At 45.6% G+C, this 21,113-nt stretch carries 16 protein-coding genes; 9 read left to right on the top strand and 7 right to left on the bottom strand.

Translation table 11 applies throughout. The features are described from left to right. Nucleotides 1-528: 528 nt before the first annotated feature. Nucleotides 529-1,812 (bottom strand): PxKF domain-containing protein, encoded by a 1,284-nt coding sequence (locus GO003_RS09485; protein WP_159652475.1) that lies wholly within the window; start codon nt 1,810-1,812, stop codon nt 529-531. A 54-nt stretch (nt 1,813-1,866) separates the two neighbouring features. After that, nucleotides 1,867-4,122, bottom strand: coding sequence for a hypothetical protein (locus tag GO003_RS09480; protein WP_206444579.1), 2,256 nt, complete (start codon nt 4,120-4,122; stop codon nt 1,867-1,869). A gap of 369 nt (nt 4,123-4,491) precedes the next feature. On the opposite strand from GO003_RS09480, the gene GO003_RS09475 reads away from it, so the two are divergent. Both GO003_RS09475 and GO003_RS09470 read left to right on the top strand, forming a co-directional pair. After that, a complete protein-coding gene (locus GO003_RS09475; protein WP_159652477.1) occupies nt 4,492-4,944 on the top strand; it encodes a nucleoside deaminase in 453 nt (150 codons plus the stop codon). Nucleotides 4,945-5,689: 745 nt separating this feature from the next. Further along, complete coding sequence (locus GO003_RS09470) at nt 5,690-6,394, top strand: hypothetical protein (protein ID WP_159652479.1); 705 nt, start codon at nt 5,690-5,692, stop codon at nt 6,392-6,394. 61 nt (nt 6,395-6,455) lie between these two features. Here GO003_RS09470 and GO003_RS09465 read toward each other — a convergent pair whose 3' ends face one another. From GO003_RS09465 to GO003_RS09455, 3 genes are all read right to left on the bottom strand, one after another. Then, nucleotides 6,456-7,037, bottom strand: a complete 582-nt coding sequence (locus GO003_RS09465; protein ID WP_159652481.1) for an LOG family protein — start codon at nt 7,035-7,037, stop codon at nt 6,456-6,458. A gap of 63 nt (nt 7,038-7,100) precedes the next feature. After that, nucleotides 7,101-7,631 carry a DUF1236 domain-containing protein gene (locus tag GO003_RS09460; RefSeq protein WP_159652482.1) on the bottom strand — a complete coding sequence of 177 codons (531 nt, stop codon included), beginning with the start codon at nt 7,629-7,631 and terminating at the stop codon, nt 7,101-7,103. Between the two features lie 199 nt (nt 7,632-7,830). After that, nucleotides 7,831-9,636 (bottom strand): autotransporter domain-containing protein, encoded by a 1,806-nt coding sequence (locus tag GO003_RS09455; RefSeq protein WP_159652483.1) that lies wholly within the window; start codon nt 9,634-9,636, stop codon nt 7,831-7,833. 214 nt (nt 9,637-9,850) lie between these two features. Here GO003_RS09455 and GO003_RS09450 point away from each other — a divergent pair, with 214 nt between their 5' ends. Next, nucleotides 9,851-11,053 (top strand): glycosyltransferase, encoded by a 1,203-nt coding sequence (locus tag GO003_RS09450; protein WP_159652485.1) that lies wholly within the window; start codon nt 9,851-9,853, stop codon nt 11,051-11,053. Between the two features lie 32 nt (nt 11,054-11,085). On the opposite strand, the gene GO003_RS09445 is transcribed toward GO003_RS09450, so the two are convergent. After that, the gene (locus tag GO003_RS09445) at nt 11,086-11,613 is read right to left on the bottom strand and encodes a lipocalin family protein (protein ID WP_159652487.1); all 528 of its coding nucleotides are present in this window, start codon (nt 11,611-11,613) and stop codon (nt 11,086-11,088) included. A 58-nt stretch (nt 11,614-11,671) separates the two neighbouring features. Then, nucleotides 11,672-12,934 carry a DASH family cryptochrome gene (locus tag GO003_RS09440; RefSeq protein WP_159652489.1) on the bottom strand — a complete coding sequence of 421 codons (1,263 nt, stop codon included), beginning with the start codon at nt 12,932-12,934 and terminating at the stop codon, nt 11,672-11,674. A gap of 715 nt (nt 12,935-13,649) precedes the next feature. Here GO003_RS09440 and GO003_RS09435 point away from each other — a divergent pair. The 6 genes from GO003_RS09435 (at nt 13,650) to GO003_RS09410 (ending at nt 21,046) form a co-directional block, all read left to right on the top strand. Then, a complete protein-coding gene (locus tag GO003_RS09435) occupies nt 13,650-14,723 on the top strand; it encodes a fatty acid desaturase (RefSeq protein WP_159652491.1) in 1,074 nt (357 codons plus the stop codon). A 138-nt stretch (nt 14,724-14,861) separates the two neighbouring features. Then, entirely contained in the window at nt 14,862-15,263 is a 402-nt protein-coding gene (locus tag GO003_RS09430) for an Hsp20/alpha crystallin family protein (RefSeq protein WP_159652493.1), read from the top strand. 9 nt (nt 15,264-15,272) lie between these two features. Continuing rightward, nucleotides 15,273-17,711, top strand: a complete 2,439-nt coding sequence (gene lon / locus GO003_RS09425; protein WP_159652495.1) for an endopeptidase La — start codon at nt 15,273-15,275, stop codon at nt 17,709-17,711. Between the two features lie 231 nt (nt 17,712-17,942). Beyond that, nucleotides 17,943-18,461, top strand: coding sequence for a hypothetical protein (locus GO003_RS09420; RefSeq protein WP_159652497.1), 519 nt, complete (start codon nt 17,943-17,945; stop codon nt 18,459-18,461). An 827-nt stretch (nt 18,462-19,288) separates the two neighbouring features. Next, nucleotides 19,289-20,197, top strand: a complete 909-nt coding sequence (locus GO003_RS09415) for a hypothetical protein (RefSeq protein WP_159652499.1) — start codon at nt 19,289-19,291, stop codon at nt 20,195-20,197. Between the two features lie 93 nt (nt 20,198-20,290). Continuing rightward, on the top strand, nt 20,291-21,046 hold the full coding sequence (locus tag GO003_RS09410) for a Mut7-C RNAse domain-containing protein (protein WP_159652501.1): 756 nt from the start codon (nt 20,291-20,293) through the stop codon (nt 21,044-21,046). Nucleotides 21,047-21,113: the final 67 nt, after the last annotated feature.

Here is a 21,113-nt window from a genome sequence, read left to right as displayed (position 1 = left end):
AGAATACTGCGCGTCTTAAGCTTAAAATTTTACCGGATTTGCATGACACGATTACGACAGAACTTATTTGGCTTGTCCAAACTGATAAACGCGTAAAAATTGGAATGCCAATCAGGATAAGAGGTGCATCAGAAAAACCGGGAATTCAAGCGTCGGGTATAACAGGAAAAATATAACCTATAGTGCCAGCAATTCCCTGTTTGAACTTTTAATGTGGCTTTGAGGGTTGGCGTAAGCCTTTCCCTCTCACTCATGACTGGGAATTGCCAGGACCAGTGCCGGACGGCCTGACAAGAAAGGTGTTTGAAAAGAATCGGACGTAACTTACTCGCCCGCTTTGAATTGAGGGTGCAGGTGATTGGTTTCTTAGGAAACGTGAAACCATCCCTGTTTCAGAAGCCTTTTCAATCAACCACCTACTACCAATAAAATTAGACCGGAAGAAATGCCAAGAGAAAAAAGTTTACCTCCAGGAATTGCCCGAATGACTTTAATGTCCTCATCATTCGGGCTTCACTCATCCCTTTATTATTTAAAATCAAACGCCACTATTGGCGAAATCGTACCGCTGTTAAATTCAACATACATCGCTCGACAGCTATTCTTGTAATTTTTGGGTGTTTTCCAATTGTATTGCCACCGACCATCACCTTTATAAATTAACCCGCTGTTACCAGAACTGTATTCCTCAACCACATCATGCGGGCTATGTTCGGTAGTTCCACATTCGATAGGATAGGAATAAAAACCCGCAAAGCTGACACTGCCTTCAATCGGCAAACCGTTTGCATCAGTTAACCGCCATTTAACAGGAACAGTTTGAGCCGCGTTTGCAGAATTGACCAAACCGGCAGTAATGGGCTCATTAAAACCCTCGAAATGATATGTCACCATAAAGGTAGAACAGGTGGGTGGTGTAGTGATGTTACCTTTATCATCTGTACCGCGCATGCAGACTTTATTTGCACCTAACTGCGTAGCCGGTAATTCTGCGATCACCTCTTCAATGGGGTTATCATAATTGCCGTCTTGAGCCGTCATGAGTTCCCAACTGCTGCTGTCATTTAAACTGTATTCAGCGCTGATGATATTGCCATTGCCCGTATCAGTATCCGAAACAGTGGCTCTTAGCGTGGTACTCCCGTTCAAAATAGCCGGATTTGGATTAATGCCAATCTGATCTATTTTTGGTCCGGTTTGATCGACATAGCCTACATTGATTTGAACATGGTTGTAATCGCTTCCGGGTTGCTGACCCACCAAAACAATATCACCTTCCACGTTGAAGCTTTCAGTTAGGTTTTCTCCCGTGACACTCCAGCTGGCACCGGATGCTGCACCTTGAAACTTGTTGCCGGGAAGCGATACTCCGTTGAGCGTAACATTTTCAAGACTGATTTCATTGACTATATCGGGCCTGGGCGGATGACCATTTCTTTGTACATTGAGAAGAATATAATTTAACTCGCCCAATTCACCGACATTTTTACTGGTTGAAACAGTGCCGCTGGGTGTTGTTATATTCGTTGCCAAAATTCCTGTATCAGCATCAAAACTGTATTTTATGTGATTGCTGCCACCCCAGCGAACATTGGTAAGTCCGGCGGTTGGCAAAGGCATTTTGCCGAGAAGAACTCGAGGCATCCCGTTACCATTACCATTCATATGCCTATAACGAACGGCGGCTTTGAGATCAGCACCCTCTATAGCGCCACTGTTAACTTCTGCGGCATAAACATCCATTGAAGAAAGCCATACAAGGCTGCTTATAGCGGTTAATTTGAATAAAGAATACGTTACTGCTTGTTTCATTTAAATTTTTCCTGTTGTTGTAATTATTGGGGGCGCACATCCTTGTGCATGGTTTTAACGGGAAACGCTGAACGTTCTCAGCGCAATTCGGCTGGTCTTGGCGTTGGATGCATTGAATAAGACCTTGAAGTCCTCTATTTCAGCGTCGATTTCGGTGAATAAATCCTGCGCAAATGAATAGGCTAAAGGCTGATGCAACAATTCGGCTTCAACACTGTAATTCGCTCCGGACAAACCACTGATGCGATAGCTAATTTCATCGCTGCCGCCCACAAAATCGGGGTCTGTCAAAGCATCACCGGCGACTCTTACATCTGCAGGCGCTGTTGCTTTATTAAAGCCTTGAGGCAGCAAGCGGTTATCTTTCAAATAGGTCATTCCTCGCAACAAGGTATAAGTGACCTGGTTTTGGTTATCCCCCATAACCGCCTCATACACTTGGACTTGCTCTGGACTGGTGATCAGATCGTAATGCGGCTCAAAAACGGTTCTATCGTCGTCGGCATCAATACCCTCGACGCTCCCATTGGCATTGACTTTTCCTGATTCAAACACGATATTGCCTTGTCCATCCTTGACCGTGACGTGCAAAATGACCCGCCTTGAAGGGTAAGCGCTGGGTAACTTATGCCCGGTATTGCTAGTGATCTTCAGCGTGAAATCGAGCGCGTTACTGACCAAGGAATGGATGACCGGTGAAATACTGGCAGCACTGCTTAGCATGGATTGGGTTTTACTCAAGGTTTCAGCAAAATTGGCGGATAGAATGCCTAGTTGCTGCTTGTTTTTATCAAAAACATCCAGCATCAACCGGTTAGCGCCAACAAATTCATGGATGGCAAAGTCGTCTCTGCCTTGTAACCACATCGGACGATTCGAGATTGCCACACCATTGGCGCGTGACATATGGCATTGCTGACAGCTTTTGGGAGTGGTGCTGGCATAACTACTGTGTTCCCATTCCGTATAAGGCATTTGCTCCGGGAATTCGGATTCCGGGGTCGTGCTCAGGACATTACCCAATTCATCAACATAAGGGGTTTTAAGGTTATGGCAGGTTGCGCATAATTTTGATGATTTGACGTGAGCACTAAAGGTTGGCGTATAACCCGTATTCATGATCATGGGATTAGGAAACAGATTGTCATACGGGCCGTAAATAGTTTTACTGGCATCTATTTCATACTGCCCGGTAAAGCGCGCCAAAGTACCCAGATTTGTTGAATTTTTAATTTGATGGCAGAGCGTACAACTGACTCCGTTCAAGGCTTTGTCATGTCTGGGGTGACCGGCATTCAGAAAACCGTTATCCAGAATTTCCAAAGGCTCTCCGGCTTTTTTAGCCTCAAAATTGGCCATGGGCGCATGACAACGAGAACATTTGTCATTAATGATGTCGGCCAGGTGAGGATTACGATTAAGTTCCGAACGAACTTTCGCACGCCAAAACGGATCGCGGGCTGAATTAGCCATCATGGTCGAGGACCAGTCGGTTTCGATAGACACATCCTGACCATTTTGATCGGTGAGTCCGTTATGGCACATCGTGCAGTTCGCGGAGCCTGAAAAATGCTCCGAACTGAATCCTGGATTACCGCCGGAAGCAGGAGGCAAAAGAAAGCCGCCACTCGAATTCGTCAGTGTCGTGACACTGAAGGTATCGGACACGCCACCTATTGTCAGAATGGCCGAGGTTGTTGTGCCGGGGTTGACCGACGACACCAGTCGGACCGTAACAGTGTCGCCATTGTTTACGTTACCTGCAGTTGCGACATAAGCTCCGCCATTGATTGAATAAAGACCGCCGACGATGCTAATACTGCTTGGAGCGTTAATGCCGGAGACAGACAAATTGCCAGACGTAATTGCTGAACCTGAGGGAACACCGGTCTGATCGACAAAGCTGAATGCATCAGGCGTAGTATCAGTTGCAAAGGGTATCGTTATCGAGCTGAAAGTATCTTTTACTCCGCCTATAGTCAGAATCGTATTTGTCGTCGTGTTATAACTTGCCGGGGACGTGTGCCTTACTTGAATACGATCACCATTTATTACGGTGCTTTTGGTGCTGGTAAAGGCACCTCCATTTCGAGAATACTGGCCACCGCTAATGCTGATGGCAGTGGCGGAATTGATGCTGGATACGGTAATCGTATCTGAATTTATCAGAGAACTGAGCGGGACTCTCACTTGATCAGTGAACCTAAAAGGAGCCGGAATGGTATCTTTAGGGGCGGCCTGAATGTTGCCACTGGTTATGATTACACTCAGCCAAATTAAGCGTATTAAAAAGGATAGGATTAAATTCATGGTAATTATCGGGCTAATAAAAAACAATGTTCATGAAGCAAACATCAAGCCAGAATTTCCAATCAACATAAGTATATGATTAATTAATTCTATTTAAATTTTGATCTTTCTCCCATCGAAAAAAACAGGTTATATCACACAAAAATTAGGGTATTAAACTGACTTTTTTCAGTATCACCGTAGGTGCAACAAACTAAATGTACCGTTTATAATCAACCAAAAGCAGGGGATGTCTTATTGCTCTCACGCTTTAACTGATGCCAAGCGGATGAATGACTATGCCAACCGTAATTAGCCCGCATAAAGTATTGATTCGATACATTACTAGCGAGCGATAACTTCCCTTTTTTAACCCGATTGAACAATGCCATGAAATACTCAGATATGTTAGCCATCGCACTTGAAGAAGCGCAGACCGGTTTTGATGAAGGCGGCGTGCCTGTGGGTGCCGCTTTATTTGATGCTAATGGTCGTTTGCTGGGCCGTGGCCGCAATCGGCGGGTTCAGGATAACGATCCTTCCGTACACGGAGAAACGGATGCGTTTCGAAAAGCAGGTCGCCAAAAAAACTACCGCGATAAAATTCTGGCGACAACATTAGCCCCTTGCTGGTATTGCTCAGGATTGATCCGACAATTCAATATCGGAACTGTAATCGTCGGCGAATCGGTTAACTTTGAAGGTCATCTGGACTGGCTCAAAGAAGCCGGAGTGAATGTTATTGAATTAAACGATTCCGCCTGCATCAACTTGATGAAGCGATTTATTGAACAATTTCCGCAGATATGGTTTGAAGATATCGGCGAATGCGATTGCAGCTAAAACACTCAGGCGAGCATAAGCTTCTTTAAGTCTCCGCAGTAATAAACTTATTGGACCACGCTTATAGAAATTAAACCACCTAACACCGCTTGTCAGGTTTATTTACAATTACACTCAAGCTTGATACTAAGATCTAGCAGCCCCTTAATCCACTTACTTGATGGCCTTTAACCCATTGGAATTAAGTGACCGAAGTTTCCCAATAATTTCAAAAACGGACAGCCATTATGCTTGGGCTGCAGGAATTATCGATAGGGTCTATGTAAACGGTGACAAACCTATTTAATAAGCACTGTTCGCGTAAAGCTGAGGCTTCATCCCGGCAGGGATTGCCGGTATCCAGGACACATGGACGTGCTATAGCCTTTGCCATCCATGGCTTCTGGATTCCGACAATCTCTGCCGGAATGACGGCAACTATTAATGCAAACTAAGTTCCCTAACAAGCCTGGACAACCCTAAAAAAACAGGGAAACTTCAGTTAAGTGATAACCATTATTTCTGACTTTTTCCTGATATCGTCTCAAAGGACGAGATTAAAAATTTACACCCGAAAAAATGTCAATAAATTTTACAGTTGAGCTAATACATATTTCAAAAAAAACTCCTAAGCTATTGAAATAAATATTAATTTATCAAAATATTAAGATAGGCTTAATACTTGCTGTGACATTGAGATTGCTGCACGTAAAAGTTCTTTTCTCGTATAGCATTTCCACTGTAACTTAAAATTTAAAGGCATTGAATGATGAACATCTTACATTACAAACCCTTGCTTTCCACTATCGGCGGCTTGGCAATGCTGTTCAGCACAGGAACCGCATACAGCGCGTCAACCGCTACGGCCCTGATTGACTGGAGCACCTTTACCATCACTGCAATCAATCTAGGCATCGGACTTCCAACATATACCCTAAGCGATGAGAGCTCAGCAGTATATTCGTTAGCGGAAACCGATTCTGCTTACGACTGGACGAGCTCTATTGTAGCCAATTCAGCTGACGGCTTGGCTTCGGCAGATGAAGATTCGATAAATGCGACTTCAACTAATGGCAGCTTTGCATGGGCTGAGAGAGAAGGAATTTTTACCATTAGCGGCAGTGGCCTGTTGCTTTTTCAAGCTGACTACGCATTATCTGTTGCAACTGATACCATCAATGATTATGCAAGCGCCCATATAGAGTTTTTTGCTGAGACGGAATCAGATACTGGTTTTGAATATTATTTCTCCATATCAGATCTTTATACAGAAAATAACCTGGTATCCTCTTTAGAAAAAAATAAATCGTTGTCGCTAGCTTTTGTTGTTAACGATGGAGATATCGTTCGCTTTGGTGCCAGCGCCAACGCATATACTTCTTCACCGGTTCCGGTACCTGCCGCTGTCTGGTTTTTTGGTTCAGCATTAATTGGATTAATAGGTTTTAACAACCATAAAAATAACGTTTAAATTTTCAGCTTTGCTCAAAACAGGACGGGGTAACTCCCGTCCTTACTTTATTGCAAGATACCTATGTATCGTTACGAGCGATCCATTTTTCAAGAACCGGAGGTTGGCAGATGGAAAATGAATCAAGCAGTTTAACGGGGCAACTTTCAACCCTCAGCAATGACCTGTGGATAGGCTTTACAAATTGCTCGTCTACAGCATGATCTAAAAATGCGGTCAATCCGTCATAATAGCCAGCGATGTTCAACAAGCCGCAGGGTTTATGATGAAATCCCAATTGCGCCCAAGTCAAAATTTCAAATAATTCCTCAAGTGTTCCAAGTCCACCCGGAAGCGCTATAAAGCCATCTGAAAGATCCGCCATCATCGCTTTACGTTCATGCATGGAACTGACAATTTTCAGATCAGTCAAGCCAGTGTGAGAAACCTCTTTATCGACCAAAGCCTGGGGAATTACGCCCACCACCTCGCCCTGGTTTGCCAGAACGGCATCGGCAAGTAGACCCATGACACCAATACTGGCGCCTCCATAAACCAATCCTATGCCACGCATGACCAGTTCTTCGGCAAGCTGCTGGGCAGCTTGGGCATAGCCAGGTTTCTTTCCGGCACTTGACCCGCAATAAACGCAAAGCCTTTTCATATTTCCCCTGCTTGAATCAAATTAATACGATCACTGAACGCTCATCTTTGAAGCTGCAGCCAATTACCACCCACCCAAGTCCTGAATTGCATCAACCACTCTACCGGTACCCACCGCAATCATCAGGATGTCCGAGGCTACACGAACATAACGGTATCCGGACGGTGCGGGACCCATGCCCAAAATAATGTCCTGAGGCAGATCGTAAAAAATAACATCTCGAGGCAGCGGGTAGCCGACTCGCCATTTTTTTGCCTGCCCGGGAGGCAGACAACCGTTATTTTTCTTGGCAAGACCCGGAGGACAATGCCCTGCACGGAACTGACCGGAATAATAATTTCTAACAACGGTGCGGTGTTGGTCACCAAAATAATCAGTCCTTACTTCGTTTTTTCGGGCTTTTTTGGAAGACTTTTCATGATCACCTCCGGAATTCCCTCTATTTCCTTTATCTTCTTTAGATTTACCTTTTGGATTTTGATGCTGACCGCCTTCTTTCCAGGTTGGTTTATCCGCTAGTACCTGTGTTGCCGACAAGGCCAATGCAAACAGAGACACTAACAGCAGTTTTTTCTTTGAATAAAATCGTTGCATAAAAATCGCCTTTTAAAGAATTTAAGTAACTACTCGCCCGCTTGGAATTGAGGGTGTAGGGATTGAAAAGGCTTCTGCAACAGGGATGTTGCAGAGAGCTGCAGGAATGGTTTCATGCGTCCATTGAAATCAAGCACCTGCACCCGATAAAATTGGGAGGTAGTAGGCAGATACAAGATTAAAACTGAATGATTCCAGTTTAAAACGGAATTCTAACTCCCAATTCCACAGTATGATCGGTTATATCGGTTTGTCCCAACCGATATTCATAGCGAAGGAATCCGGCTCGCCCCTCAGGCAGGGTTACCGCCAAGGAACTGCCAATATTAAAATAATCACGGTCCGGATTATCTGTTTGAACAACAAAGTTTCCCGTTCCCGGGGTAGCTTGACTGAACCGGGCCTGGATCAGCCGGGCATCATCCATGTATTGATGCACCCATTCAAAACGGAACCCGGGGGATAAAATCCCCCAAGGCATACTGATGGATTGGGATGCCTGACCGCCGATCGTTGAGGTAACCGAATCGATAACCTGCTTGTCAAATTCCATGGACAAACCCGCTCCGCCGGTTTCCTGGTAACTATCAACCTGGGTCGTGATGTATTCCACCCGTGCATAAGGGTTGATAACAAAATTTTGTATCGAAATATCTTTACCGAAACCCAGGCTTACTCCGTATTGATCGCCATCGGCCTCGCTTTGCGCCGAGGTGTCCAAACCGCTGTACTGAATTCGCCGTTTGGTATCGAAATTATGCAGCGCATAACTCATGATCCAGTCAAGATAAAAATCCTGCGGTAAGAAATAGCTGCCGTAAGTGGAAAATTCGAAAGCATCGGTCTCCATGCTCCCGTTGCTGCGATTGTAATGGGTGTTGGTAGCACCGTATCCAAAGGCCGCACCCAAAACCAAATCATCAGTAAGACTGTAATCGGCGCCGAGGGTGACGGCTTGTCTATCGACTTCAAAACCTTGTTCATTTTGGGATTTGTCTTTTTCACCGATATTAAATTGGCCTTTCAGGAAAAACCCTAACGGGCTGTCTCGCAACGGTTCGTCAATCGGATCATCTCCGGCTGCACCGCCATGAGATTGACCTAATGCTTTAGCTAGCACTTGCCCGACAGGAATTGATTCGCCATTGATATTGAAGGTGGAATAGCCCAAGAGCGTAGAATTTTGCTGCTGGGCATTACGCAAGTTAACAATACGGCCGTGAATAATCGAAAATTGCTTGTAGCCGAAATCAACGGCTGCTGAGCCTTGAGCCGAAACTTCATCAGGAATCACGGCATTCAGATCAGCATTGCCGATTTCACTACACCGCTCAAGCAATTCGCCGGTTGCGTTATCGCAGGCACTCACCAAGCCCTCATATATTGATCGCTGATTGGGCGTAAACGCTGGATCCGGCGTCAGATTGGGCGTGGGGTCAGTTGGTTCGGGTTCGGGTTCTGGTTCTGGGGGAATATCGTTATCTGTGATAATGATGTTTGCAGTTGAAGGTGAAACAGAGCAATCAAAGGCTACTGTTTGAAAGCTCAAATTGATTGTTTCATTACTCTCCACTTCGACATCGTCAATAATATTGAAATTAATTACTGCTGAATCAATATCTCCCTCACTCACACCCAAGATGAATTGACTAGCAGAAATAGTAAAATCAGAATTCAAAGTTGCCGATCCGTTTGTAACAACTGTCCCTTCAACAGAACAACCGCCGTATTCGTCCTGACTTTCTCGAATTAAATTTATACTCATAGATATTGAGCCATCACCTTCACTAACAACGGATGAACTGGGATCAAACTCCAACGTCCAGGCCTCCACCGCAAAGGGTGTCATCGACATCATGCTGATTGCGGCCATCAAAACCGGCTTGGAACTGAAAATTCGTAGCGGAATAAGATCAGTTAGCCGTTTTTTTAAATGAGCAGGCTGACTTTCGAATAGACCGCTAACTATTGAAACTTTTCCGGGCTTTGCTAATGGTAAAGTCATAATAAATAATCAGGGCAAAAACAGAGATAAATTCGTGAGTCACAATATAAAACAGTTTTTGGTTTTCGACCTGCTTTTTAAATTTTTTCGTCTTCGTTAATCCTCGAAAATTCTCATAAATAAGTTTTAAAACCAGCGGTATCAGCCTAGGATAGGACTTTAAATTCCTGATTCAACAAAGACCTACCTCACACAAACAGAATCAATTATCTGAATGAGTAAAATACTTTATATATGGGAGTTAGGCGGCGGATATGGCCATACTGCGGCTTTTCTTCCGGTTGCACAACAATTAAAACAACAGGGGCACGAAGTGATATTCGTGCTCAAAAATCTTGAGTATGCCAGTACATTACTGGGAAACGATGGCTTCCCTTATCTTCAAGCACCTGTTTGCTGGCCTGGAACACACGCGATGCCGCCCCCGGCAAGCTACCCCGGCATCCTCAAAAATGTGGGCTATTCAGACGAGACCGGACTTTATTCACGAGTGTGTGCTTGGAAAACCGTGTTTAACTATCTGACACCCGATTTATTGATTCTGGATCATGCACCGACAGCGCTTGTGGCTGCGCGCAGTGTCAAGACTCCCAGGGCAATTTTCGGAACAGGCTTTTACTGCCCGCCCCGATCCAATCCCCTGCCTTGCCTGCGCCCCTGGCAACCAATTTCCGAAAATGAGCTGCTCAGGACAGAGTCATTTGTTTTAGGCGTCATCAATTCAGTCTTGCGGCGACTCGGCGCTGAACCGCTAGCCATCATGGCGGACCTATTCAATGTCGAAGAAAACTTTCTCTGCACGTTTCCTGAACTGGATCATTACCCGAAACGAAACAACGCAATCTATTGGGGACCGTCAATCTATCAATCCGGCGGAAATGAGCCACTTTGGCCCAGCATCGGCGATAAAAGAATATTCGCTTACTTAAAGCATGACTATCCCCGACTGGATGATCTGTTACAGCAACTTAAGGCTTCCTCCCACTCGGTGCTGGTTCATATCCCGGGAACGACGCCTGCATTTATTCAAAAACATGCCAGTGCCAATCTCCATATTTCTCCGCAACCCGTAAAACTGGCTGAAATAAGCCGGCAGTGTGATCTTGCAATTTGCCACGGAGCAGGAGGGACATTGGCAGCGTTTCTGTTATCCGGAAAACCGTTACTTCTGCTACCGTTGCAGTTGGAGCAACTCTTGAGTTCGCAAAATGTCGCTAATTTGGGGGCGGGGATTTGCGTGGCCTCGGAAATCAAAAAACCGAATTTCCGGAGCCTGATTTCAGATTTGTTATCTCACCGCAAATACACACTGGCCGCTGAGGATTTTGCTAAAAAATATGTCTTGTTTTCCCCCGGAAAACAGGCGCTTGACATCAGCAATCGCTGCCAAGCGTTAGCTCAACAGGAACATCGATGAAAGCCAGAATCTGCCGTCTGCCAATAACGCATTTACCACCGATGAGGAACCGTGACTAAATTTTGAGCGTCGTATCCGGCGTCTTTCAGAGCACGGGTCGCTGCAGCCACAACAGAATCGGGATTTTTCCAGTCTCGCGCCATAATCCATAAGTACTTTTGGTCCGGAACGCCAATTGCCGTCCAGCTGTAATCCTCAGCCAGCGCCACAACCAGATAATCAAATTTTAAAGGCCAAAATGGCGAGACTTTCCAGTGTGCCTGGGTTTTCGTATTGTAAATCCAGCCCTTTTGCGGGAATGACTTGAGCGCTCCGTTAAAACTGCCCCGATTATAGGTAAAGTCTATATCGATACGTTGATTTTCTTCATTCCATGAGTAAGTCTCTACGCCGTTATGAACTTCTTTTTCAAAAAAAGTGAAGCGGCCTGCCAAGACATACCATTTGCCCATGAATTTGGGAATTTCTAGCGCATTGACTGTTTGCACAGGCGGCTCCTTTGAAGTGAAAGACGAACAGGAACACAGCGTCCAGGCCATCATTAAAATGAGGGTTTTCATAGTCTTGTTCCGTAAATGAAAAATTGATCGAGAGTCAGCAAGCTTGAAGTCAAAAGGGTTACTCGGCATTCCAGCGGCTAACAAATTCATTATCAGGATCGTAAGTCTGTTCTTGCTTGGTCATGTTAAAAATTCGCTTGCCTCTGGGGTCCGTGCCTACCCCGGCCAAATATTGCCAATTTCCCCAATTACTGGCGGCATCATAATCAATTAATTGCTGTTCAAACCACGCCGCGCCGAACCGCCAGTCCACCTGGTATTCATTGACCAGAAAACTGGCCACTATCTGCCGGCTCCGATTTGAAAGCCAGCCGGTGTTTTTCAATTGCTTCATTGCCGCATCGACGATAGCGCAGCCTGTTCGCCCGTTAATCCATGCGGTGTAATATTCAGAATAAAAACTGAGCAAAGGATTGACATCACGAACACCCCGCCGATGATACATCCGGGTATCAAAGTGATAGGCCAACCACTGAAAATACTCGCGCCACAACAATTCCAGATAAAACCATTCTGTCGATTGGTTAGCCCCTTTCTGAGCTTCAAAGTGTTTAAGTTGGCTGAATACCCTTCTTGGCGATTGGCAACCCAAAGCCAGCCAGGGCGATAGCTTGGACGAAAAATCCCAGCCATCAAATCCATTCCGGGTTTGCTTGTAATTGCTTAAGCGGTTTTCATCAAAATAGTAATCAACCTGTTTCAATCCAGTCCTCTCTCCTCCCATAAAAGGCAGTTGAAAGGGGTGTTGCTGCGCCGGCACGGACGGCCAGGTATCATCGGTCAGAGCATTTAATTGTTTGGGAAACATCGGCAATTTATTGACTGCAGCATAGGGCGCAATTGGACAAACTGAGTCCATCTGCTTTTTAAAGGGGGTGTAGCTAGCCGGTAAGTCCGATAATGGAAACGGCAGTTGTTGTTCGGCAAATAACGTAAAGGTCTCACTTTCAAACCACTCGACATTTAACACCGCTTTTAGTTGCTGGATCTGACGCCGTTCGAAACTGCCGGGATGCTTTTGTACCGATATGCGGGTGATACCCAATTGCTCGACGAGTTCCTTGATAATCGTCAGCGGATTCCCGTATTTAATCAACAGACGCTGACCGATGCGCTGCAAAGAGTCCGACAATTCTGTCACTGCCTGTTGCAGAAAAACCTGTCGAAATGGACCTAGCGGCTTTGTCTGCCATAACGTCGGCTGAAACCACTGCTCATCGATAATGTAAACACAGGTCAGCGTTTTTGAATAATCACTGGTCAGTAAAGCCTGCTGATCATGCAGCCGTAAATCATAGCGAAACCAATGAAGTTGCTGCATGGACAAAGCTCCTTAATACTGCATAAAAAATGTATACCTATCGTAGATCGAAATTCGGCACCGGGGTGCCCGTCAAAGGACGCCGTAAATACATCCATGTAGGCTCTATGCCAGCATCCTTGCTGGCAAAGCCTTTGCCGAACACCCCGTTGCGTCCTTAGGCACTACCGAAATTTGAAGTGCGAAAGGTATAACCTGGAAAGAGACCATTCGTGAGGTAACCGTTACATGCAGGATAACCTTAGTATGGAATCAGTCAACAGCATCCCTGAAACGTCTTGGTTATTGCCAGTAATTATCACCTCCGTTATGATTTTCCGCTCAATGGCTACATGACTTGCTACCAGCCATTAACCTCACACACCGGTTTAATTTATTTCATTAACAGGTGAACTTTCCTGACCCTCTGACTCACTAATGTTCTGTTATTGAAAATGTCGGCTTTTTAAAAGCCGCCGTTCCGCCATCCGGTTTAATCAATCGCGTTGACACAAGCGTATCGTTTGAAATTTTTCGTAAATTCCCCGCCCGCTTCTTTAACCTTCAGCCCATAAGGCTTTTTTCCACCCGCCTGAATAGCAGGATAACCAAGCTATTCCATTCAAAAACCTCAGCCGACTCATCAAACAATAGCCTGCATTTTTGGTCATTGGCTTGATGCGGAGGAGCGTTGCTTTACCCAACTACCGTTTAATTTTTATGAGTCAAGCCCGTTATGTCACAACAAGTACCCCCGCCCGACACCTTATTCCCGCACTATCGCCAAAATATCCAGGATTTTCGTCAAGATTTAATCAGGACTGTATCGAAGTATGCACAACCGGATGTTCGCAAAGCCTTTTGGCAAGTTGCTAACACCTTATTGCCTTATATGGGTTTATGGGCATTGATGATTGCAACCGTTGTTTACGAATGGCCTTTCTGGACCACTTTATTGTTAACCATACCGGCTGCCGGTTTTCTGGTACGCCTTTTCATTCTTTTCCACGATTGTTGCCATGGCGCTTTTTTCCCTTCCCGTTTAGCCAACCGGGTATTGGGATACATTACCGGCATCCTGACCTTCACACCTTTTGAAGACTGGCAACGCACCCATATTATCCACCATGGCGCATCCGGCAATCTGGACCGGCGGGGCGTAGGCGATGTCTGGACATTGACTGTCGATGAATATCTGGCCGCATCCCGAATCAAACGACTGGTCTATCGCTTGTTTCGCAATCCCCTGATTTTATTCAGTGTCGTGCCTCTGTTCTTATTTCTGATTATTCAGCGCTTTCCCAGTCCCGGAGCAAAAAAACGCGAACGCAGCAGCGTGATTTATACCAATCTAGCCATTGCTGCGATCATTATTCTGATGAGTTTGACCTTGGGATTTAAGGCTTACCTGCTGATTCAACTTCCGGTCATCTTTATGGCAGCAACCACTGGAATGTGGTTGTTTTATGTTCAGCATCAGTATGAAGACGTTTATTGGGCTCGCCAGCAAAACTGGGATCTGATCAGTTCAGGACTGGAAGGAAGTTCCTACTACAAACTGCCCAAAGTGCTGCAGTGGATGGCGGGCAATATTGGCCTGCATCACATTCATCATGTCAGGGCCAATATCCCCAACTATAACTTGCAACGCTGCCAGAACGAAGTCCCCCTGTTGCAAACCGTAAAGGCGCTAACTTTGCTGGAAAGCTTCAAATCACTTTGGTTGAATCTATGGGATGAAGAAAAACAAAAACTGGTCAGCTTCTATTCAATCAGATTGCTGACTCGCCTAAATTGCCAATCGGGATAATCTTATTGATCATGACGATGCTGAAACGTATCGGGCTAAAATTCAGACTATCCGGAACGACTGTAAAGATTTAAAGTAACAACCTAAAGCCGATCGACTTACCTCGTTACCTTTAACCCGAAAAAATGGAACGATCTTATGCCAACTCGTGATCTTGAATCCTGGATGTGGGCGGAAGCCTGTGCAATGATAGATAGGGCAGACCGCTTGCACCGACAGTTCTTTAGGCCCAGCGAGATGAAATCCAGACCGCCTTCGTGGGAGCCGCCTGTCGACATTTATGAAACCCGGTGTGAATTCAAGATCATGATCGCCCTCCCCGGCGTTAATCCGGAACAGGTAAAAGTCCTGCTTGAAAAAGACCATCTGATTGTGAACGGCAAACGCCATCTGCCGGTCAGCGCAGAAACTGACATAAGAAGACTGGAAATCCCCTACGGGCGGTTCGAACGAATTATTGACCTGCCTGCCGGACATTTTGAAATCGGTAACCGTGAATTTTTAAACGGTTGTTTATTGATCTCACTACAAAAAATTTAAAGGAATCCTATGGCCATCCAGGACCTTAAAAAACTGTTATCGGGTACGAAAAAGGCATCAGAAAATGCCCTATCGAAAACATTGCCAGAGGATTTACCACAACTCCCACGGCTCCCTGACGATGCGCTCATCATTGTACCAGTCCGCGCTACAGTTCTTTTTCCTCAAGTGGTTATGCCGCTGGTGATTGGCCGCAAACTCTCCGTAGAGGCCTTGCAACAGGCTATCCGTTTGGAAAAGCCGATTGGTTTACTGATGCAGCGCGATAACAATGACATCGACCCAAAACCGGATGATCTTTACACGACAGGGACTGCGGCGGAAATACTGCGCTACATCGCTATTCCTGACGGCACGCATCATGTTGCTTGCCAAGGTACGCAACGCTTTCGCGTCAAGACATTCATTCCGGATTATCCTTTTTTGGCCGCTCACGTTGAACTCTATGAAGAACCTGAAGTAAGCTCGCGGGATATCGATGCACGCGTCATTACGGTCAAAGAAAAGGCCATCGAAGTGCTCAATCTGACCCGGCAATCGGCTATTGAAGTGGTTAATGCCATTCAGTCTATGACAAATCCGTCCCTATTGGCCGATTTGATTGCCAGTTATCTGATTGAAAAAGCAGAAGAAAAGCAGGAAATTCTGGCATTGTTTGATATCCAGCTACGCTTTGACAAAATTCTGGAATTACTCAATTACCGGATCGAGGTATTAAAACTCTCGAACCAGATCAATGAACAAACCCAGGAAAGCATGGGCCAAAAGCAGCGCGAGTTTATGCTGCGCGAACAAATGAAGGCCATTCAGAAAGAATTGGGCGAAGGTGAGGAAAATTCCGCCGAAATTGAAGAAATCAGTAAGGCCATCACTGCCGCCAACATGCCTGAAGAAGCTGAAAAACAAGCCCGCAAGGAACTGAGCCGTTTACAGCATATGTCGGATGCCAGCGGCGAATATTCAATGGTGCGCACTTACCTTGACTGGCTGACCGAATTGCCCTGGTCAAAAGCCAGTCCGGGCGTCATTGATATTGCCAAAGCAAGAGACATTCTTAATGCCGATCATTATGGCCTGGATAAAATCAAACAGCGTATCCTGGAGTTTCTGGCGGTTCGCAAATTAAACCCAAACGGCAAAAGTCCGATTCTCTGTTTTACAGGGCCTCCCGGTGTCGGTAAAACATCATTGGGCCGCAGTATTGCAAGGGCGAGCGGACGCGAATTTGTAAGAACCAGCCTCGGAGGCGTCCACGATGAAGCCGAAATCCGGGGCCATCGCCGCACCTACATAGGCGCATTACCGGGCAATATCATTCAATCAATACGTAAAGCTGGCACCAATAACCCGGTATTTATGCTGGATGAAATGGATAAACTCGGTTCCGGCATCCAGGGTGATCCGTCTTCGGCTTTACTGGAAGTGCTTGATCCGGAGCAAAACTCAACATTCCGCGATAATTATCTGGGTGTTGCGTTTGACCTGAGCCATGTCATGTTTATCGGCACCGCCAACGTGCTGGATAACATCCCCATCCCGTTACGCGACCGTATGGAAGTGATTGAATTAACCGGTTATACCCTGGATGAAAAAGCCCAGATAGCGCGGCGATACCTTGTAGGCAGACAGCTGGAAACGAACGGCCTGACAGCCGAACAATGCAGCATCAGCGATGCCGCAATAGAGACCATCATTCAGGACTACACCCGTGAAGCCGGTTGCAGAAACCTGGAACGCGAGATCGGCACCGTCTTTCGCCGGGTTGCGATGCGTATCGCTGAAGGACTCGTGCTTAATGAAAATGTTGAAGCCGAGCATATTCCCGAGATGTTGGGACCCAAAAAATTTGACAGCGAAGTCGCAATGCGCACCAGTGTTCCGGGCGTTGCAACAGGTCTGGCCTGGACGCCCGTAGGCGGCGACATCCTGTTTATTGAAGCCACCAAAGTACCCGGCAGCGGCAAGCTCATTCTCACCGGCCAGCTCGGCGACGTGATGAAAGAAAGCGCCCAGGCCGCGTTAAGTCTGGTCAAATCGCACGCAACCACACTGAATTTAAATCCGGACATCTTCGAAAAAAACGACATTCATGTTCACGTGCCCGCCGGTGCCATTCCCAAAGACGGCCCCAGCGCAGGAGTCGCAATGTTCACCGCACTTTACTCTGCACTTTCAGACCGGATTGTTCAAAGTGATATCGCCATGACCGGAGAAATCAGCCTGCGCGGTCTGGTACTCCCGGTCGGCGGCATCAAAGAAAAAGTCATTGCCGCAGCCAGAGCCGGTATCAAAACCGTCATGCTCCCGGCACGTAATCAACGCGATTTCCAGGAAATACCCGAAGCGGTCAGAAATCAGCTGAATTTTGTCTGGCTGGAAAAAGTCGATGATGCGTTGACAGGTGTTGAAGATGAGAATCAATCGGGCAACGCAGGGTCTGACAGTTAATTTGGCTTTTGGCCGGGAATAGCCAGAGCCGTAATTAAAATAGGTGATTATTGTATGACAGCGATTGGAATAGCTAACATTTTTAAATTGGAAATAAATTCTTTCCAACCCTTAAGGGGTCACACGCATTGTGGAACCCATAAACCTTTGCTAGGCTTTTGCATGCCTGATCAGACATGTTCAAAAGAGAACCGGTGAAAATTTTATAACTTCAATGTGTGAGGAAAAAGAATGAATATCTCAACTCGATTATTCCTAGGCCTAATAATTTCTGCTTTATATCTCAATTCATTTCCCGTTTTTGCGGATAAGAAACCAGCATGCCGGTTAGAAGGCTCGTATGGTTTTATTTATAATGGAACCAGTTACACGGGAAGCGGCCCCGTCCCCTTCTCGGAAACAGGCACTATCAATGTTGACAAAAGTAACAATATGAGTGCTTTAGGCACTTTAACATTTCAGTTCTCCAATTTTGCTGGACAGGGCCCACTCTGGCTGCTTGTTCGTGAAGTCATGTCAGAAGGCAGCATAACGCCTGATACGGATAGTCCATGCAGCGGCACTATAGACTTTGAATCTACCGGAACTGTAATTCAAACGTCTAATCCCGCTTTATTGCCCGTAGGAGCCTATTTATATAATGAAGCACCCAGATCAATATCTTATACGATCAGCGGACCAAAACATGAAAATGTTGATATGATTTCTACTTCTCCAAGTACGATTGCTTTCGGTTCTGCCCATAAATAAGATGACAAGTAAATAGCCCTTAGGTCGGGCTGAATATAGAAAAGCCCAACAAATCAGCACTCACCACTATTTAATCATTGAAGTCTATTAGCCCGATTGAGAAAGTAGGTTCTTGACTTCGACCAAAGTCTGTACAAAACATCGAGCACCATACTCAGCTAGAGTACTTTTCAAAGAAATCAGGCGACAACTTAACTTTGACTGACTAAAAGAATAGATGATGCGTTGGCGATTGTTGACGTTCTAAATCAATAAGCCATAGGTGGTGTTTCATATTGTGAAACACCACCATCGTTCTGACCGCCAATTCTGCAAGTTAGAATTTTATAAACCCTATCTGGATCATGTTCCTGTAATTCAGCCCATCTGGTATGGTAGTAGTGATTTACGAAAACATCATGAAGATCTGGAATGGATGTGAAAGTTGTAAATGGACTCATCCCAATAAATACAGGAGCGCCAATGACTGTTACGACCAAGCCTACTAGCGGTTAAAGCCATTGACACATTCCGAGTAAAGAATTCAATAATACAAAGCCAAGATCGGTTTCCTCAACGTGTTGCAAATGCGTAACAGAAGAACAAAAATAAACTTAGTTAAAAATGAATCAGTTTTTCATAATTCCTTGCAATGCAATTGGTTGTTGAGGAGAGAATCTCATTTAACTTTTAGTCCTTAGAATGAGTTGGAGCGATAGTGTAAAACCCGTGCTTACGGTTGTATATTATGGGTTTCAAGCTGTTCAACCGGGTCTGCCAGGAGTATTATTTGTGCTTACTACCCGGCATGAACTGTTCACTTTTCAATCAATTCGAATGAGGCGATTATGAACGACGGAAGACGAACAAACGAAGCGTCTGATCTTAGATCGTTTTTCGACGACCAAATCCATCATCTTCAAGGACTCGTTGGCAACTTGAGCAGTCATCGTCAGAACGCGCGACTTCAAAGCGATGAAGACAAACAGATGATTGACAATTTCGTAGATGCCGTAAACGGTAAGATGCGGGCGGTGCAGGATTACTCTGAAAAATTAGAACAGTCTGTTTGTGCTATTTATCAACATATACTTCAGGTCGCCGCAGAAATTCCATGTCCGATTGACTTAAATCCGGATACGTTTCGAACTAACCCGATCGTAAACTCGTTGTTCGTTAACACTGATGACATCAAAAGACTGTTTGAAACCAGTCCCGAAGTAAGCGTGTATTTACGCGTCAAGTCACAGCAGCAGGTTCCGGTTATTTATGCCTTGCTAACAGCTTGCAAAAGTGAAAAATCGATTCTGGGCTCAGGCATGGTCGGCGATATGATGGTTCGCGAAATATCGCAGCAGGCAGTTAACTTTTCTTCACATAAACTGCGTGCGCCTTGCGCGGACAAGGAAGAACTGACCGCGGCATTAAAGAAGTATTTGTTTGATCGCTTAGTCACTCTTGTCAAGCAGGAGATGACATCACGGATTGCTGCGCAAGCTCTCAATCCAGGCGATAACTCTTTCGAATCGAGAGTTAAGAGCCTGGCCAATCCAGATGTCTACTTAAATACACTACTCGAACTTCTGGCAAACCCTGCCAACCTGCTGCGAATCGAAAAAAAACATTACAAGCTCAATAAACTGGGCATCAAAATAGCCGGTGATGACAGCCAATGCGCCAATGAGTTTGATATCCATGAACTGACCTGGAGTAACAACACGCGAAACGTCATCCTTCAAATTGCTTATACCCTTTAAACCAGGACTTTGAGATCCGTTTTCCCCGGAAAAGGGTATCATTTGTATCACGGCAATAAGCATGGTCATCATCTCTCATCATTGGTGGCTGTCATGACATCAGAATACAGGGCCGAATTTCGTTTCTACGGGACGCTCAATGATTTTTTACCGCAGAGCCAGCGTAAGCAGACCATGCAATACCGTTTCAAAGGTCACCCCGGCGTTAAAGATCCGATTGAAGTTTTTGGTGTCCCTCACACCGAGGTCGACCTCATTACTGTCAATGGCGAGGCGGAGGGATTTGATTATCAACTTCAAGCAAACGACCGTGTTGCTGTTTACCCGGCTTTTAAAAGCCTGGACATCAGTCCATTACTTAAATTGCGTGAAAAGATCTTTACTCATCCGCGCTTTGTTCTGGACGTGAATCTGGGCAAACTTGCCAAACTTCTGCGTTTGCTGGGCTTCGACTGTCTTTATCGCAATGACTACCTCGATAAAGACGTGGCAAATATTGCGGTAAACGAGCAGCGCATTATACTGACCCGTGACCGCCGTTTGCTGTTCATCAAACAGATCACGCACGGCTATTGGGTTAGGGCTGTCGATGTCTTGACTCAAGCGGATGAAGTCCTGACCCGGTTCGACCTGCACGATTGCATTACCCCCTTCGTTCGCTGTCTGGTTTGTAACGGCTTACTGAACCCGGTCGCCAAAAACGCTATCATCGGCAAACTTAAACCTAAAACCAGACTTTACTACGAAGAATTCCATCGCTGCCATGACTGCGGGCGAATATACTGGAAAGGTTCGCATATAGAGCACATGACGCAACGGTATGCCGAATTTTTAAAGGTAAAAGTCTAGTTGCAAACCCTATTAACCGCTAATGGAACACTCAAGTAGCGCAAACATGAAATATGTCGGATCATTC

Source organism: Methylicorpusculum oleiharenae (genome assembly GCF_009828925.2).
GTDB classification, from domain to species: domain Bacteria; phylum Pseudomonadota; class Gammaproteobacteria; order Methylococcales; family Methylomonadaceae; genus Methylicorpusculum; species Methylicorpusculum oleiharenae.
The sequence above is the reverse complement of the archived record's forward strand: the minus strand, read 5'-3'. Positions and strand labels throughout refer to the sequence as shown.

Excerpts from the sequence above, each read along its gene's own strand:
- GO003_RS09465 (WP_159652481.1), bottom strand. The coding sequence starts at position 7,037 with ATGAAAAGGCTTTGCGTTTATTGCGGGTCAAGTGCCGGAAAGAAACCT.
- GO003_RS09460 (WP_159652482.1), bottom strand. The coding sequence starts at position 7,631 with ATGCAACGATTTTATTCAAAGAAAAAACTGCTGTTAGTGTCTCTGTTT.
- GO003_RS09410 (WP_159652501.1), top strand. The coding sequence starts at position 20,291 with ATGACATCAGAATACAGGGCCGAATTTCGTTTCTACGGGACGCTCAAT.
- GO003_RS09440 (WP_159652489.1), bottom strand. The coding sequence starts at position 12,934 with ATGCAGCAACTTCATTGGTTTCGCTATGATTTACGGCTGCATGATCAG.
- GO003_RS09430 (WP_159652493.1), top strand. The coding sequence starts at position 14,862 with ATGCCAACTCGTGATCTTGAATCCTGGATGTGGGCGGAAGCCTGTGCA.
- GO003_RS09415 (WP_159652499.1), top strand. The coding sequence starts at position 19,289 with ATGAACGACGGAAGACGAACAAACGAAGCGTCTGATCTTAGATCGTTT.
- GO003_RS09445 (WP_159652487.1), bottom strand. The coding sequence starts at position 11,613 with ATGAAAACCCTCATTTTAATGATGGCCTGGACGCTGTGTTCCTGTTCG.
- GO003_RS09475 (WP_159652477.1), top strand. The coding sequence starts at position 4,492 with ATGAAATACTCAGATATGTTAGCCATCGCACTTGAAGAAGCGCAGACC.
- GO003_RS09420 (WP_159652497.1), top strand. The coding sequence starts at position 17,943 with ATGAATATCTCAACTCGATTATTCCTAGGCCTAATAATTTCTGCTTTA.
- GO003_RS09470 (WP_159652479.1), top strand. The coding sequence starts at position 5,690 with ATGATGAACATCTTACATTACAAACCCTTGCTTTCCACTATCGGCGGC.
- GO003_RS09480 (WP_206444579.1), bottom strand. The coding sequence starts at position 4,122 with ATGAATTTAATCCTATCCTTTTTAATACGCTTAATTTGGCTGAGTGTA.
- GO003_RS09435 (WP_159652491.1), top strand. The coding sequence starts at position 13,650 with ATGTCACAACAAGTACCCCCGCCCGACACCTTATTCCCGCACTATCGC.
- lon (WP_159652495.1), top strand. The coding sequence starts at position 15,273 with ATGGCCATCCAGGACCTTAAAAAACTGTTATCGGGTACGAAAAAGGCA.
- GO003_RS09450 (WP_159652485.1), top strand. The coding sequence starts at position 9,851 with ATGAGTAAAATACTTTATATATGGGAGTTAGGCGGCGGATATGGCCAT.
- GO003_RS09455 (WP_159652483.1), bottom strand. The coding sequence starts at position 9,636 with ATGACTTTACCATTAGCAAAGCCCGGAAAAGTTTCAATAGTTAGCGGT.
- GO003_RS09485 (WP_159652475.1), bottom strand. The coding sequence starts at position 1,812 with ATGAAACAAGCAGTAACGTATTCTTTATTCAAATTAACCGCTATAAGC.